Below are 14,989 nucleotides of genomic sequence, written 5' to 3'. Positions count from 1 at the left end.
CGACCGGCGGAACGGCCCAAATGCCCACGCTGCCACACCTCTTGACAGTCTGTCTCCGAAGGAGCAGGGTTCCCGATTGGGAGCGCTCCCATGCCTCAGCCGGCGCTCCCGCGGCCGTCAGAGCGAGTCCACCCCGGCCCCTTGCGCCTCCTCACGCACCCCCTCACGACCGCTCGCGGCCCCGCTCCCGGCGTCACGAGCGCCGCCCACCCCCGCGTGTCCCGCTACCGCCCCTGGAGAACCCATGTTCCTGCGCAGCCGTTCCCACAGAGCCCCCGCCCTCCTGTCTGTCGCCGTCGTCACCGCGGCCCTGGCCACCGGATGCTCCTCCGGAGGGTCCGGTTCGGACGACCCGAACGCGAAGATCACACTCACCGTGGGCGACTTCGGCACCTTCGGCTACAAGGAGGCCGGGCTCTTCGACGAGTACATGAAGGCGCATCCGAACATCACCATCAAGGAGAACGCCACCACGGTGGAGGGCGACTACTGGACGGCGTTGCAGACCCGGCTGTCGGGCGGCGGGCTCGACGACATCCAGGCTCTTGAGGTGAGCCGGATCGCGCTGGCCGCCTCCGACCAACTCAGCGCCGCCTTCACCGATCTGTCGAAAGCTCAGGGCGTCGACAAGGACGCCTACCTGCCGTGGAAGTGGAAGCAGGCGACCACCGCCCAGGGCAAGACCGTCGGCCTCGGCACGGACGTCGGCCCGATGGCGATCTGCTACCGCCAGGACCTCTTCCAGGCAGCGGGCCTGCCCGGCGACCCCGCCGCCGTCAGCGCCCTGTGGGCGGGCGACTGGGCGAAGTACGTCGAGGTCGGCCGCCAGTACCAGGCCAAGGCCCCCAAGGGCACCTTCTTCATGGACACCGCCACCGGCCTGTACAACGGCGTGGTCTCCTCCAACGCCGAGCAGTACTACAAGAATGGCAAGGCCGTCTACCAGGACTCCGCCGGGGTGAAGAACGGCTGGAAGCTGGCCTCCGACGCGGTCCAGGCGGGCATCACCCAGGGGCTCAAGGAATTCGACACCCCCTGGCAGACCGCCTTCTCCAACTCCACGTTCGCCACCACCGTCTGCCCGTCCTGGCAGCAGGCCAACATCGAGAAGTACTCCGGCGCGGGCAACAGCGGGAAGTGGGCCATCGCGCAGGCTCCCGCCGCCGGGAACTGGGGCGGCTCGTTCCTGACGGTGCCGGCCTCCGGGAAGCACGTGGCCCAGGCCCAGGCGCTGGCCGTCTGGCTCACCGCGCCCGAGCAGCAGGTCAAGGTCTTCCAGAAGATCGGGAACATCCCCGCCAACCAGAAGGCGTACGCGCTCCCGGGTGTCACGGACTTCACCAACCCGTACATCGGCCCGAACGCCCCCACCGGGAAGATCTTCTCCACCGCCGCCAAGGCCATCCAGCCGGCCGAGACGGGCCCGCACCACGGTGACTTCCACGGGGCGTTCGGCAACGGCGTGCAGCTGATGGAGCAGAACCACCTGAGCCCCGACGAGGCCTGGGCCTCCACCGTCAAGCAGCTCGCGAGCACCGTCCAGTGACTGCGGGCCCGCCGGAGCGCCGCGGGACGCCGACCAGCCTGCGCGCCCGGCTGCACCGCTGGGACCACACCGGCTCGCCCTACGCGTTCGTCGCGCCCTTCTTCCTGGTGTTCGCGGTCTTCGGACTCTTCCCGCTCCTCTACACCGGCTGGCTGTCCCTGCACCACGTCAGCCTCTACACCGTGGACCAGAGCGACTGGGTCGGTCTCCAGAACTACCGAGACCTGCTGTTCGGGCCGGCGAGCGAGCTGTTCTGGCACGCCCTGCGCAATACGGTCAGCCTCGGTGTGCTGTCTGCCGTCCCGCAGTTGCTGATCGCGCTCGGCCTCGCCCACCTGCTCAACTACCGGCTCCCGGCCCGTGGTTTCTTCCGTACGGCGCTGCTCGCGCCGTACGCGACGTCGGTGGCGGCGGCCACGCTCGTCTTCGCGCTGATCTTCAGCCCCGAGGGCGGCATGGCCAACTGGCTGCTCGGCCTGGTGGGTGCCGGACCGGTCCGCTGGGAAGCCGGCACCTGGAGCTCCCAGCTCGCCGTCTCCGTGATCGTCATCTGGCGTTGGACCGGCTACAACGCGCTGATCTACCTCGCCGCGATGCAGGCCGTCCCCCGTGAGCTGTACGAGGCCGCCGCAATCGACGGGGCCAACCGCTGGCAGCAGTTCCGCCACGTCACGATCCCCGAACTGCGCCCGACCATCCTGTTCACCGTCGTCGTCTCGTTCATCGGATCGACCCAGCTCTTCGGCGAGCCCTACCTGTTCGGCGGGCAGAGCGGCCACCAGGGCGGCACCGACCACCAGTACGAAACCCTCGGCATCCTCATGTACGACCAGGGCTTCCACTACAGCCTGCTCGGCCGCGCCTCCGCCATCGCCTGGCTGATGTTCGGCCTGCTCCTCCTGGTCGGCCTGGCCAACACGCTGATCGCCCGCCGCCTGCGCGCCGCCACGTGACCGGGAAGGACGACTCCATGACCACCCTCTTCGCACCCGACCCCACCACCGCGCGGCGGGGCACCGGGCGCCGGAGCCGGCTGCGCTCCCCGGGCGCGGGCGACCAGCACCGGGCCGGGCCGTTCGCCCTCGCGACGCTGGTCCTGGCCGCCCTCGTCTCGTTGTTCCCGCTGTACTGGACACTCGTGGCGGCGTCGACCGACGGTCACCGGGTGGTCTCCACGCCCCCGCCCTTGCTGCCCGGATCGAACCTGTTCCACAACATCGGCTACGTGTGGGACAACGCCGGGGCGCGCGGCATGGGCGTCGCGCTGCTCAACTCGACCCTGGTCGCCGGCACCGTCGCGCTCAGCACGGTGGCGTTCTCCGTCCTGGCCGGCTTCGCGTTCGCCAAGCTGCGCTTCCGCGGCCGCGGCGCGCTGCTGGCCCTCGTCGTCGCCACCATGGCCGTGCCCGCCCAGGTCAGCGTCGTGCCGCTGTTCATCCTGATGCGCCACCTGGGGCTCGGCAACCATCTCGGCGCCCTGATCCTGCCCTCCCTGGTGACCGCCTTCGGCGTCTTCTTCATGCGCCAGTACCTCACCCAGGCCCTGCCCACGGAACTGCTGGAGGCGGCCCGGGTCGACGGCGCGCACTCGCTGCGCGCCGTCTGGCACGTCGTCCTGCCGATCGCCCGGCCTGCCATGGCCGTGCTGGGAATGCTCGTCTTCGTCCAGTCCTGGAACGACTTCCTGTGGCCCGTCATCGCGATGAACGGCGCCACCAATCCCACAGTCCAGGTCGCCCTCGCCGGACTCGGCACCGGCTGGTCCACCGACTGGTCCGTCATCACCGCCGGCGCGCTCATCGGCACCGCGCCGCTGCTCCTGGTCTTCACCGTCTTCGGCCGACAGATCGTCGGGGGCATCACCCAGGGCGCACTGAAGGGATGACCGCCCACCGGACAGGCCGCCGGTGATCACCACACCTCGTCGGAGCACGTCCGGCCCCGACCCCGCGTGCGGGCGCGGGGCCGGGGCGGGTGGACCGCTCCGCTGCCCGGGTTGACCGTGGGGAACAGCCGGGCGAAGGTGTCGAAGGCGGTGGCGACGTCCGCCTCGGCCCAGAACCGGTGGTAGGTGAAGGTCGGCGCGGCGCCGACTGCGCCTGAGCACCGCCCAGAACCGTCTGCCCGCCGCACCGAAACGGTGCGGCGGGCGGAGCGCGCGGTCACGGCCGGAACGGGTCACCGCGACCGGCGCGCACGCGGCGTCATCCGGTCATCCGAGCGTCCACTGCTGGTTCCTGCCACCGCTGCAGCTCCACAGCTGGACGGGGGTGCCGTCGGCGGTCGCCAGGCCGGCCACGTCCAGGCAGAGCCCCGACTGCACCCCGGTGATGGTGCCGTTCGAATTCAGCTGCCACTGCTGGTTGGGCTGGCCGTTGCAGGACCAGACGACCACCTTGGTGCCGTTGGTGGTGCCCTTGGCGTTGGCGTCCAGGCACAGCGTGCTGCCGCCGACGGTCACCGTCAGCTGGTTCGACGCCGTACGGGTCCAGGTCTGGTTGGCGCCGCCGTTGCAGGTGTAGATCTGCTGTTGGGTGCCCAGCGTCGCGTTGTTCGCGGCGGTCAGGCACTTGCCCGCGGCCACCGCGTGCAGCGCGCCGGTCGTGCCACCGCCGGAGGAGGAGCCCGCGTCCAGGCCCATGAAGTGGATGGCGTCGGCGGCCATCGCGGTTCCCTGGACCGGCAGTTGGTGCCCGGCCCCGACGATGCTGTACGCCTCGACCTGGGTGGTGCCGGCGCTGTCGTTGTACCGTGTACGGTTCCAGTTCGCCGCGGGGGTGTCCGTGGCCGAGGGGGTCAGGCTCACGCCGAGGACGTCGGTCCACTGCTTGATCTCTTCACCGAGGTTGTTGTGGCTCAGGATCGTGTCGGCGGTTCCGTGCCACAGCTGCACGCGCGGACGCGGACCGGTGTAGCCGGGATCCCCGGTGTCGCGGACCAGACCGCCCCACTGCTGCGGGCTCATGGAGATCCTGCCCTGGGCGCAGTCCGGGTTCCAGCCGCGTACGGTCCCGGTGCGGAAGCAGTGGTAGGGCACGCCCATGAACGCCGCGCCCGCCTTGAACACGTCGGGGTAGTCGGCGAGCATGACGTTCGTCATCATCCCGCCCGACGACTGCCCGGTCACGTACACGGCGTTGCCGCCGTAGTGCTGCTCCGTGTAGGTGATCATCGACATGAGACCGATCGGGTCACTGCCGCCGTTGCGGGTCAGCGCCTGGTCCGAGGAGACGTCCCAGCAGCTTCCGCTCGGGTTCGTCGAGGGGTAGATGACGAGGAACCCGTACCGGTCGGCCAGCGACCCGAAGTCGGTGCTCGAGTACAGGTAGGGCCCGGTGCCCTGGCACCCGTGCAGGGCCAGCAGGATCGGCGGGTTGGCCCGGACGTTGTTCGGCACGTACAGGTGCATCAGCAGACCGGTCGGGTTGGCGCCGAAGTTCGTGATCTGCGTCAGCGAGGCGGCGGCCTGCGGGGTGGCGGCCTGGGTGGCGGCGGCCCGCGGCGCGGCCTGCAGGCTCAGGCCGACCGCGAGGCCGAGCGCAGCGACGGTGCCCAGGAGGCGGGACGGTAACGAGCGGAATCGGAACATGGGGGTACCTCTCGGTCGGGTGTGCGAGGAGTGTGCGGATGGTTCCGGCGGCGGCCGGCGCGGTGTCGGATCAGGTGCGGTCGAAGTCCGGGTGCAGGCGCCGGGTGTGGTCCAGGACTCGGACCGGGCCGTCCAGCCGGACGGTGGCGGTGAGCCGGACGTCGGTGCTGGAGGCGGCGATCCGCAGCTCCAGCTCGCCGGGCTCGACGATGCGTCGGCCGTCGCGTCCGGTGAAGGACGCGAGGTCGGCGGGGACGCGGATCCGGATCCGGGTCCGCTCGCCCGCGTCAAGCGTGATGCGCCGGTAGCCGACCAGCCGCAGGACCGGCTGGACGACGGAGGCTACGGGGTCGTGCAGGTAGAGCTGGACGGTCTCGCTCCCGCTCCGCTCACCGGTGTTGCGCAGGGTGAAGGAGAGGTCGAGCTCGCCGTCGGTCGTGGCGGTGGCCTGCTTCACCTCCAGGTCGGTCCAGGCGAACGTGGTGTAGCCGATGCCGTGCCCGAACCCGAACGCGGGGGTCGGGTCGGTGCTGGACACCTCGCTGGGTCCGGCCAGGCGGGCGGCGAGGTAGGTGGAGGGCTGCACGGCGGGCCGGGCGGGGATGCTGACCGGCAGCCGGCCGGAGGGGTTGGTCCGGCCGCTGAGCACGGCGGCGATCGCCTCGGTTCCGGCCTCGCCGGGGAAGAAGGTCTGCACGAGGGCCGCCGACTCGCTCGTCGCGCGTCCCAGCGCGTAGGGTCGGCCGGCGAGCAGCACCGGTACGACCGGCCTGCCGGTGTCCAGCAGCGCGTCGAGCAACTGCTGCTGCGCCCCGGGCAGTTCCAGGGACTCGACGTCGCAGCCCTCACCGCTGGTGCCGCGCCCGAACAGGCCTGCCCGGTCCCCGAGGGCGACGATCACGACGTCGGCCTGCCGGGCCGCCTCGACGGCCTCGGCGAAGCCGGACGTGTCGAGTCCGTCGACGCTCGCCCCGGCCGCGGTCCTGATCTCGCTGTCGGGGAACTCGGCCGCCAACGCCTCGCGCAGGGTGGGCAGTTCGACGCCGACCGGGACCTCGGGGTGCCGGCTGCCGACGTGCACCGGGAAGGCGTAGCAGCCCAGCACCGAGGTCGGGGTGTCGGCGTTGGGGCCGATCAGCGCGATCCGGCGGGGGCCGCGCAACGGCAGGGTGCCGTCGTTGCGCAGCAGCACCACCGCCTGCTCGGCGATCTCCCGGGCCAGGGCGCGGTTCTCCGGGCGGTCCAGGTCGACCGAGCCGCGCAGCTCGGCCGGGTCGTCGAGCGGCCGGCCGGCGAGCGCCGCCGGGACGGCGTCCCAGTCCTGGTCCAGCAGGCCGAGTTGGGCCTTCTGCACCAGCACCCGGCGCAGCGCCCGGTCCACCAATGCCTCGGGCACGGTCCCGTCCTCGACGGCGCGCAGCAGCGGCTCCCCGAAGGTCTTGACGGTGGGCAGTTCCACGTCCACGCCGCTGGCCAGGGCGAGGGCGGCGGCCTCGGCCCAGTCTCCGGCGACGCCGTGCAGCAGCTTGAGGAAGGCGATGCCGAAGTAGTCGGCGACCACCGTCCCCTCGAAGCGCCAGGTGTCCCGCAGCAGCCCGGTCAGCAGCGCCTCGTCGGCGGCCGAGGGGACGCCGTCGGTGTCGGTGTAGGCGTGCATGACCGAACGGGGGCGGCCCTCGCGCACCGCCATCTCGAAGGGCGGCAGGATCACGTCGGCACGCTCCCGCGCGCCCATGCCCACGGGGGCGAGGTTGCGTCCGGCGCGCGACGCCGAGTACCCGGCGAAGTGCTTGAGCGTGGCGACGATCCCCGCCGACTCCAGGCCCTGCACGTAGGCGGTGGCCACCGTGCCGACCAGGTAGGGGTCTTCGCCGATGGTCTCTTCGACCCGGCCCCAGCGGGCGTCGCGGACGACGTCGAGGACCGGGGCGAGGCCCTGGTGGACGCCGACGGCGCGCATGTCGCGGCCGATGGCCGCGGCCATCCGCCGGATCAGGTCCGGGTCGAAGGTGGCACCCCAGGAGAGTGGCACCGGATAGGCGGTGGCGCCCCAGGCGGCGAAGCCGGCCAGGCATTCCTCGTGCGCGAGGGCCGGGATGCCGAACCGGTTCGCGGCGGCGATGCGCTGCTGGCTGCGGGCCAGTGAGAGCGCGCCCAGCGCCGGGTCGACGGGCACCGTGCCGAAGGGTCGGGTCAGCTGGCCCAGCCCGGTGGGGAGCAGGTCGTCGAGGGCGGGCGGTTCCTCCATGTCGTGCTGGTGCGGGGCGACGTCGCCGCCCTCGTCGGAGGCGCCGACCCAGACGCCGACGAGCTGGGCCAGCTTCTCCGGCAGCGTCATCTCGGCGAGCAGGGCGTCCGCGCGCTCCTCGGGTCTGAGCGCGCGGTCGCGCCAGCGGGCGGTCGGGGCAGCGGACGGTACGGCCGGGTTCATGTTGCCGGTCACTTTCCTCCGACGCCCATGAGGCCTTGGACCAAGGCGCGTCGGGCGAACAGGTAGACGATGAAGACGGGGAGCGTCGACAGCACGACGGCGCTGAGCAGACCGGGCACGTTCACGCCGTGCTCGGTCTGGAATTCGTACAGGCCGAGGGTGATGACCTTGGTGCCCTCCGACTGGGTGAGGATCAGGGGGAACAGGAAGCCGTTCCACGCCTGCAGCGCGGAGAAGACCACGACGGAGGAGAGGCCGCCCTTGGACAGCGGCAACACCAGCTGCCAGAACACCCGCCAGGGGGTGGCACCGTCCATGGCCATGGCCTCGTAGAGCTCGCCGGTGATGTCCCGCATCGCACCGGTGAGGACCAGCGTGCACACCGGCAGGCAGAACGCCGCGGTGGGCAGGATGACGCCGAGCAGGTTGTCGTAGAGGCCGGCCCTGCTGATGACGTAGAACATCGGCACGATCACGGCCTGCGCCGGGATCGCCAGCCCCAGCAGGAAGATCCGGAAGACCGTGCCGATGGTCCTGCCCCGGGCCCGCACGATCGCGTAGGCGAGCGGGGGCACCACGATCAGCACGATCGCGACCACGCTCACGGTGACGAGGAGGGTGTTGAGGAAGTCCCGGCCGAAGCCGTTGGAGAAGTCGTCGACGTAGTTCTGCAGGGTCAGCTGCGCGGGGAAGGTGAGCGGCCCTTGCGAGGAGTAGTCGGAACGGGTCCGAAAGGTCGCGATCAGCAGGACGTACAGCGGGAAGCCGACGAGCGCCAGCCAGACCAGCGAGCCGAGCCCGGCGAGGTGGTTGGGACGCCGTCGCATCACAGTCCCTCCGTGGTGCTGCGCATCCTGTCGTAGCCGGACAGGCGCACGACGGCGAGCGAGATCAGGGTGGCGACCACCACGAGGACCAGGGCGACGGCCGAGCCGGCGCCGAAGTCGAAGCTCTTGAAGGCCTGTTGGTACATGTAGTAGGCGCTGTTGGTGGTGTCGGTGCCGGGGCCGCCCTGGGTGAGGATGAGGACGGTGTCGAAGGTGGTGAGGCCGCCGACCAGCATCAGGACCACCGACGTGATCACGGTGTTGCGCAGCTGCGGCAGGGTGATGTGGACGAACTGCCGCACCTTTCCCGCGCCGTCGATCGCCGCGGCCTGGTAGAGCACCTGCGGAATCGCCCGCGCACCGCCCTGGTAGAGCAGGGCGTGCATGGGCGTCCACTGCCACACGCCCACGAAGGTGAGCACCGCGACGGCACTTCCCTGACTTCCCATCAGATTGCCGTCGCCGAACAGCCATTCCAGCTGCGAGGGCACGCCGAAGTTGGGATCGAGGATGGCGCGCCAGACCACCGAGACCGCGGTCGAGGACAGCAGCAACGGGACGAAGAAGATCGCGGACAGCACGGCTCGGTTGCGTTGACGACCGGCCGCCCACACGCCCAGCAGGATGCTCACCGGGGTCTGCACGACCACGCCGGCCACGGTCAGCACCAGGGTCAGGCCGACGCTCTGCGTCATCACCGGGTCGTGCAGCAGTTTGGTCCAGTTGGCGAAGCCGTTGAACCGGGGCGCGTCGACGCCGTTCCAGCTGGTGAAGGAGAGCACCGCCACCAGGACCAGCGGCAGGACCGCGAACACCAGGAAGAACACGGTCGCGGGCAGCGCCCAGGCGAGGCCCGGGCGGGTCACCCCGACGCCGGTCCGGCGAGGCCGCGCCCGCAGGCGGCGACCGTACCCGGACACCGAGGAGGTAGCACTCATGGCGATCCGTCTCAGGAGGCGGGCAGGGCCTGCATGGCCTTGATGAAGCCGTCCGCGTCGAGCTTGCCGTTGAAGAACTGCTGGACGGCGGTGCGGATCGGCGCGTTGGCGGCCGGCGGGTACGCCTGGTCCCAGGACAGCTGGAACGACGGGGCGGCCTTGACCAGGTCGTACTGGTACTTCGAGTAGTCGGGGTTGTCCGCGGTGGCGAGGAACTGCTCGGTGTTGGTGGTGGTCGGCAGGTTGCCGATCGCCAGCTGCGCCTTCACGAACTCGTCGGAGTACATGAGCTTCAGGAAGGCGGCCGCCGCCTCGGGGTGCTTGCTCTTCTTCAGTACAGAGTAGAAGTTGTTGGTGTTGCCGACCACATCGGCCGGGTCGCCCTTGCCGCCGGCGACGCCGGGGAAGCTGCCGTACCCGAGGTTGCTCTTGGCGAAGTCGGGGTTGGCGTCCCGCTGGGTGGCGTACTCCCAGGAGCCCATCAGTTCGAAGCCCGCCTTGCCCTTGGCCAGCAGGGCCGGGGAGCCGCCGTCGGTGAACTTGACCGAGTCGAAGTTCGAGCCGAACGCCCCCGCGTCGACCAGCTGCTTGAGCATGCCCAGGGCCTTCCTGGCGTCCTCGCCCTCCCAGGCGCTCTTGTCGCCGGACAGCGCCTTCCGGAACAGTTCGGGGCCCGCGACGCGGTCGAAGACGTACTCGTACCACATCAGGGTCGGCCACTGGTCGCCGCCGCCGAGGGCGATCGGAGCGATGCCCCTGGCCTTGAGCACCCGAACGGCGGCCAACAGGTCGTCCCAGGTCTTCGGGGCGCTCAGGCCGGCGTCGGCCAGCACCTTCCTGTTGCTGAACAGCAGCACGGGCTGGGTGCCGCGCATCGGAATGCCGTAGGACTTGCCGTCGATCACCGCGGTGTTGAACACCGAGGGCAGGAAGCTGCTCTTCAGCGCCGGGTCCGCGGCGATCATGTCATCCAGCGGGAGCAGCAGGTCGGACTTCACGTAGGACTGGATGCTGCCGCCGCCCCAGTTGAAGAAGACATCCGGCGCCTGGGGGGTGTTGATGACGGTGTTGAGCTTGGCCTGGTAGTCCGCGCCGGGGATGGTGTCCAGGACGGCCTTGACCTTCGACGTCTTGTTGAAGGTGTCGACCAGCTGCTTCTCGACCTTGTTGCTGGCATCCCCGTAGACCAGTACGTGGATCGTGCCGGAGCCCCCGCCGGCGGAGGAGGAGCCGCCGCTGCCGCAGGCGGTCGTCCCTACCAGGACCGCGGTCAGGCCGAGGGCAGCAGCGAAAGCGCGTCTCTTCATCGGGGCATCCCTAAAGTTTCGACGTGTTTCTCGAAATAACTGCATGGCGGGGACGCTAGGTTGCGGACATGTCCCGGGTCAACCCCTCGGATCGGGGGTTTCTGAAGGATCGTGATGCACCAACTGCCGTGCGCCGCCCGTGCCTTATGCTGCCTCCATGGAAAAGGGCGATGAACTGGGACGGGTGACCCTCGCGGACATCGCGCGCGAGGCCGAGGTCTCCGTTTCGACGGTTTCGAAGGTACTCAACGGCCGTACCGACGTGGCGGCGGCCACCCGTGTCCGCGTCGAGCAGGTCCTGAGCGACCACGACTACCGGCGCACCGCGCGCGGCGGCGGTGAGGCACCCCTCGTCGAGATCGTCTTCCACGAGCTCGACAGCCTCTGGGCGATGGAGCTCCTCCGCGGCGTCGAGTCCGTGGCGAACGAGCACGGGGCGGCGGTCGTGGTCACCCACAGCGGTTCGCGCCACGCCCCGGGACCGGAGTGGATCGAGGCGGTGCTGCGTCGGCGCCCCCTCGGTGTCGTGCTGGTCTTCTCCAGTCTGCCGCCCGAGTTCAAGCGCCAACTGCGCGCGAGGTCCGTCCCGTTCGTGATCGTCGACCCGGCCGGAAACCCCGATCCGGACGTGCCCTCGGTGGGCTCGGCCAACTGGGCCGGTGGCCTCGCCGCCACCCGGCACCTGATCGAGCTCGGCCACCGGCGCATCGCCATCGTCACCGGCCCCGAGGACACCCTCTGCTCCCTGGCCCGACTGGACGGCTACCGCTCCGCGATGACCATGGCCGGCCTGGCGGTCGACCCCGCGCTGACCGCCTTCGGCGACTTCCACGCCGAGGGCGGATTCGCCCGGGCCGGAGGCCTGTTGGAGCTCCCCGACCGGCCCACCGCGATCTTCGCCGGCAGCGACCTGCAGGCGCTCGGGGTCATGGAGGCCGCCCGGGTCCGTGGCCTGCGCGTCCCCGAGGACCTGTCCGTGGTCGGCTACGACGACCTGGACATCGCGCAGTGGACCAGCCCCGCGCTGACCACCGTCCGCCAGCCCCTGCGCGAGATGGCCGAACAGGCGACCCGCCTGATCTTCTCCCTCCGCGCCGGGGAGGTCCCGGCGGCCCCCACCCGCCTCGAACTCTCGACCACTCTGGTGGTGCGCTCCAGCGCCGTGGCGCCCGGCCGGCCCTGAACGGAGCGGCACGGACCTCCGGGCCGCGAGCACCCCCGACGGACTCTGACGGAGCATCGATACCGATCGCGAAACTTTCGCACGTCTTCTACGCTGATTGCGACCCACTGGCGGCGAAGTATCGCTGTTCCGGTCGAAAGCGTTGACAACTTGTCGGGCTCAGGCCAACACTGTCGCCGTCGACAAGTCCGAGCGACCTCGGTCCCGGCCGCGCGCCAACCACCCGCGCGGGCAGTGTTGTTGACGACAAGCCGGTTCCGCGCACCACCGTGCGACGCCGTCCGGCCGCCCCCACCCTGGCGGCGTCGGCGGCGCAGCGCTGCGCCCCCACCCATCGGCAGAACGGATCACCTCCGTGAACATCCCCCAACCCAAGAGCCGCAGCGCCGACCGCCCCCGGCGGCTGGCCGGCAAGGCGCGCGTCCTCCCGCTGGCCCTCGCAGCCGTCCTGGTCGCGCCCGGCACCGCCGAGGCCGCGACCGTCACCACGAACCAGACCGGCACCGACGGCGGATACTTCTACTCGTTCTGGACCGAGGGCACCGGTGCCGCCTCGATGTCCCTGAACGGCGGCGGTCACTACAGCACCTCCTGGACCAACGCCGGAAACTTCGTCGCGGGCAAGGGCTGGAGCACCGGGTCACGCAACCCGGTGACCTACTCGGGCACGTGGAGCACCAACGGCAACGCCTACCTGTCGCTCTACGGCTGGAGCACCAACCCGCTCGTCGAGTACTACGTCGTCGAGAACTACGGCTCCTACAAGCCCACCGGCGCATACAAGGGCACCGTCACCACGGACGGCGACACCTACGACATCTACGAGACGACGCGCTACAACGCCCCCTCCATCGAGGGCATCAGGACCTTCAACCAGTACTGGAGCGTCCGCCGGACCAAGCGGACCGGCGGAACCATCACCGCCGGAAACCACTTCGACGCGTGGGCCAGGCACGGCATGAACCTCGGCACCATGAACTACGAGATCCTGGCCACGGAGGGCTACCAGAGCAGCGGCAGCTCCGACCTCACACTCGGCTCCTCCAGCGGCGGCGGCACCGGCGGCGGCACCGGCGGCGGCAACTGCACCGCGACGCTCTCAGCCGGCGCCTCGTGGAGCGACCGGTACAACCTGAACGTCTCGGTCACCGGATCGACCACCTGGAAGGTCACCGTGAAGGTGCCCTCCCCGGAGAAGATCAGCTCGACCTGGAACATCAACGCGTCCTACCCCGATGCCCAGACCCTCATCGCCACTCCCAACGGCGCGGGCAACAACTGGGGCATGACCGTCATGAAGAACGGCAGCACCACCTGGCCGACGGTCTCCTGCAGCGCCGGCTGACAACCCGCCACCGCACCATGCAGTGACACCGCCCATCGCCTGCTGGAGATCACACCTGCACGTACTGGGCAGTGGCGCCTGCCCGCCGCGGATTGTTAACGCTAACTTCGCTATCGAACGGCAGGACGAGGTACCACGTCGCGGACACGCCCCCGCTCCGCCCGGCAGGAACGGCTCGGCCCAGTGGCACCCGCACAACCGCCAGGACGACGCTCCGGCCCCCACCGGTGCGCAGGCATCCCCACCCGAAGGAGAGCGATCCGTCATGCCACGGCTCACCACGAAACCCCGCCTCCGCAAGGCCCTGACGACGGCCGCGTGCCTGCTCGTCGGCTCGGTCACCGCCGTCACCGCGATCCCGGCGGCGCACGCCGCCGGGGCGACCACACTGAGCGCGGCGGCCGCCGGCAGCGGCCGCTACTTCGGCACGGCGGTGGCCGCCGGCCGGCTCGGCGACCCGACGTACGCCAGCATTCTCGACCGGGAGTTCAACATGATCACCCCGGAGAACGAGATGAAGTGGGACACCGTCGAACCCTCCCGCGGCAACTTCAACTTCGGCCCCGCCGACTCGATCGTCGGCCACGCCAACGCGCACGGCCAGCGGATGCGCGGCCACACCCTGGTCTGGCACTCCCAACTGCCCGACTGGGTCAAGGCCACCACCGACCCCAACACCCTGCGCAGCGTGATGAACAACCACATCACCCAGGAGATGACCCACTACAAGGGCAGGATCTACGCCTGGGACGTGGTCAACGAGGCCTTCGCCGACGGGGGCAGCGGCCGGCACCGCGACTCCGTGTTCCAGAACGTGCTGGGCGACGGCTTCATCGAGGAGGCCTTCCGCACCGCCCGGAACACCGACCCCTCGGCCAAGCTCTGCTACAACGACTACAGCATCGAGAACTGGTCCGACGCCAAGACCCAGGGCGTCTACCGTATGGTCAAGGACTTCAAGTCCCGCGGCGTGCCCATCGACTGCGTCGGATTCCAGAGCCACTTCGGCAACGGCGGCCCGCCGGCGAGCTTCCAGACCACGCTGACCAACTTCGCCGCCCTGGGCGTGGACGTCCAGATCACCGAACTCGACATCGCCCAGGCGTCCGCCACCGCGTACCGCGACGCCGTCCAGGCCTGCCTCGACGTCGCCCGCTGCACCGGCATCACCGTGTGGGGAATCCGCGACAGCGACTCCTGGCGCGGCGGCGAGAACCCGCTGCTGTTCGACAACAACGGCAACAAGAAGCCCGCGTACAGCGCGGTTCTCTCGGCCCTGGGCAGCGGCAGCGGCGGCACGCCGAGCGGGGGCATCGTCTCCGGCACGGTCTACACGCTCTCCGACGCGGCCGCCGGACGCGTCCTCGACGAGCCCGCCGGACAGAACGGCAACGGCACCCCGCTCCAGGTGTGGGACGCCGGCACTGCCGCCAACCAGCAGTGGCGCGCCACCAAGCACAGCGACGGCTCCTACACGCTGACCAACCTCGCCAGCGGCCGCGCCCTGGACGAGCCGGGCAACCAGACGGGCAACGGGACCAGGATGCAGGTCTGGGACGCCAACGGCGGCGCCAACCAGCACTGGCGCGCCGACCGGAACGACGACGGCTCCTACACGCTGACCAACCTCGCCAGCGGCCGCGCCCTGGAGATCCCCGGCGGTCAGACCGCCAACGGCACTCCTGTGCAGGTCTGGGACTCCAACGGCGGTGCCAACCAGCACTGGAACTTCAAGTGAGCTGAGCCCCGGGCGCGCACGCTCACGGCAGGCGCGGCGTCCGACATGTGAGCGATGACAAGACCGGCCGGATGACAGCTCCATC

General features: G+C 70.4%; 10 protein-coding genes and 2 pseudogenes. 6 read left to right on the top strand and 6 right to left on the bottom strand.

The features are described 5' to 3' along the window. Window positions 1-244 precede the first annotated feature (244 nt). The 3 genes from ACZ3UD_RS20175 to ACZ3UD_RS20165 are packed head-to-tail and all read left to right on the top strand — an operon-like array spanning window position 245 to window position 3,431. The gene (locus ACZ3UD_RS20175) at window positions 245-1,546 is read left to right on the top strand and encodes an ABC transporter substrate-binding protein (RefSeq protein ID WP_465589087.1); all 1,302 of its coding nucleotides are present in this window, start codon (window positions 245-247) and stop codon (window positions 1,544-1,546) included. Next, on the top strand, window positions 1,543-2,499 hold the full coding sequence (locus ACZ3UD_RS20170; protein WP_465589084.1) for a carbohydrate ABC transporter permease: 957 nt from the start codon (window positions 1,543-1,545) through the stop codon (window positions 2,497-2,499). The genes ACZ3UD_RS20175 and ACZ3UD_RS20170 overlap by 4 nt, the downstream gene beginning before the upstream one ends. A 17-nt stretch (window positions 2,500-2,516) precedes the next feature. Then, window positions 2,517-3,431 (top strand): carbohydrate ABC transporter permease, encoded by a 915-nt coding sequence (locus tag ACZ3UD_RS20165; protein ID WP_465589081.1) that lies wholly within the window; start codon window positions 2,517-2,519, stop codon window positions 3,429-3,431. Between the two features lie 125 nt (window positions 3,432-3,556). Here ACZ3UD_RS20165 and ACZ3UD_RS20160 read toward each other — a convergent pair. From ACZ3UD_RS20160 to ACZ3UD_RS20135, 6 genes and pseudogenes are all read right to left on the bottom strand, one after another. After that, window positions 3,557-3,643: pseudogene (locus ACZ3UD_RS20160) on the bottom strand (glycoside hydrolase family 48 protein); the annotation flags it as partial. Window positions 3,644-3,758: 115 nt separating this feature from the next. Beyond that, entirely contained in the window at window positions 3,759-5,135 is a 1,377-nt protein-coding gene (locus ACZ3UD_RS20155) for an extracellular catalytic domain type 1 short-chain-length polyhydroxyalkanoate depolymerase (protein WP_465589078.1), read from the bottom strand. Between the two features lie 70 nt (window positions 5,136-5,205). Continuing rightward, window positions 5,206-7,566, bottom strand: coding sequence for a beta-xylosidase/alpha-l-arabinosidase (locus ACZ3UD_RS20150; RefSeq protein ID WP_465589234.1), 2,361 nt, complete (start codon window positions 7,564-7,566; stop codon window positions 5,206-5,208). Window positions 7,567-7,574: 8 nt separating this feature from the next. Beyond that, complete coding sequence (locus tag ACZ3UD_RS20145; protein WP_465589075.1) at window positions 7,575-8,393, bottom strand: carbohydrate ABC transporter permease; 819 nt, start codon at window positions 8,391-8,393, stop codon at window positions 7,575-7,577. After that, the gene (locus ACZ3UD_RS20140; protein ID WP_465589072.1) at window positions 8,393-9,331 is read right to left on the bottom strand and encodes a carbohydrate ABC transporter permease; all 939 of its coding nucleotides are present in this window, start codon (window positions 9,329-9,331) and stop codon (window positions 8,393-8,395) included. The genes ACZ3UD_RS20145 and ACZ3UD_RS20140 overlap by 1 nt, the downstream gene beginning before the upstream one ends. Window positions 9,332-9,342: 11 nt before the next feature. Continuing rightward, on the bottom strand, window positions 9,343-10,638 hold the full coding sequence (locus ACZ3UD_RS20135) for an ABC transporter substrate-binding protein (RefSeq protein WP_465589069.1): 1,296 nt from the start codon (window positions 10,636-10,638) through the stop codon (window positions 9,343-9,345). A 157-nt stretch (window positions 10,639-10,795) separates the two neighbouring features. Here ACZ3UD_RS20135 and ACZ3UD_RS20130 point away from each other — a divergent pair, with 157 nt between their 5' ends. The 3 genes and pseudogenes from ACZ3UD_RS20130 to ACZ3UD_RS20120 all read left to right on the top strand — a co-directional run. Further along, complete coding sequence (locus ACZ3UD_RS20130) at window positions 10,796-11,821, top strand: LacI family DNA-binding transcriptional regulator (RefSeq protein WP_465589066.1); 1,026 nt, start codon at window positions 10,796-10,798, stop codon at window positions 11,819-11,821. Between the two features lie 403 nt (window positions 11,822-12,224). Next, window positions 12,225-13,166 (top strand): glycoside hydrolase family 11 protein, encoded by a 942-nt coding sequence (locus ACZ3UD_RS20125; RefSeq protein ID WP_465589231.1) that lies wholly within the window; start codon window positions 12,225-12,227, stop codon window positions 13,164-13,166. Window positions 13,167-13,431: 265 nt separating this feature from the next. Continuing rightward, a pseudogene (locus ACZ3UD_RS20120) lies at window positions 13,432-14,901 on the top strand (glycoside hydrolase family 10 protein); the annotation flags it as partial. Between the last annotated feature and the right edge of the window lie 88 nt (window positions 14,902-14,989).

This window comes from Kitasatospora sp. NPDC023118 (assembly GCF_055560875.1).
This window is presented reverse-complemented; position numbering and strand designations above follow the sequence as displayed.

What these genes read in the sequence shown, in the direction of transcription:
- ACZ3UD_RS20165 (WP_465589081.1), top strand. Translation starts at nt 2,517, where the DNA reads ATGACCACCCTCTTCGCACCCGACCCCACCACCGCGCGGCGGGGCACC.
- ACZ3UD_RS20130 (WP_465589066.1), top strand. Translation starts at nt 10,796, where the DNA reads ATGGAAAAGGGCGATGAACTGGGACGGGTGACCCTCGCGGACATCGCG.
- ACZ3UD_RS20150 (WP_465589234.1), bottom strand. Translation starts at nt 7,566, where the DNA reads ATGAACCCGGCCGTACCGTCCGCTGCCCCGACCGCCCGCTGGCGCGAC.
- ACZ3UD_RS20175 (WP_465589087.1), top strand. Translation starts at nt 245, where the DNA reads ATGTTCCTGCGCAGCCGTTCCCACAGAGCCCCCGCCCTCCTGTCTGTC.
- ACZ3UD_RS20140 (WP_465589072.1), bottom strand. Translation starts at nt 9,331, where the DNA reads ATGAGTGCTACCTCCTCGGTGTCCGGGTACGGTCGCCGCCTGCGGGCG.
- ACZ3UD_RS20145 (WP_465589075.1), bottom strand. Translation starts at nt 8,393, where the DNA reads ATGCGACGGCGTCCCAACCACCTCGCCGGGCTCGGCTCGCTGGTCTGG.
- ACZ3UD_RS20135 (WP_465589069.1), bottom strand. Translation starts at nt 10,638, where the DNA reads ATGAAGAGACGCGCTTTCGCTGCTGCCCTCGGCCTGACCGCGGTCCTG.
- ACZ3UD_RS20155 (WP_465589078.1), bottom strand. Translation starts at nt 5,135, where the DNA reads ATGTTCCGATTCCGCTCGTTACCGTCCCGCCTCCTGGGCACCGTCGCT.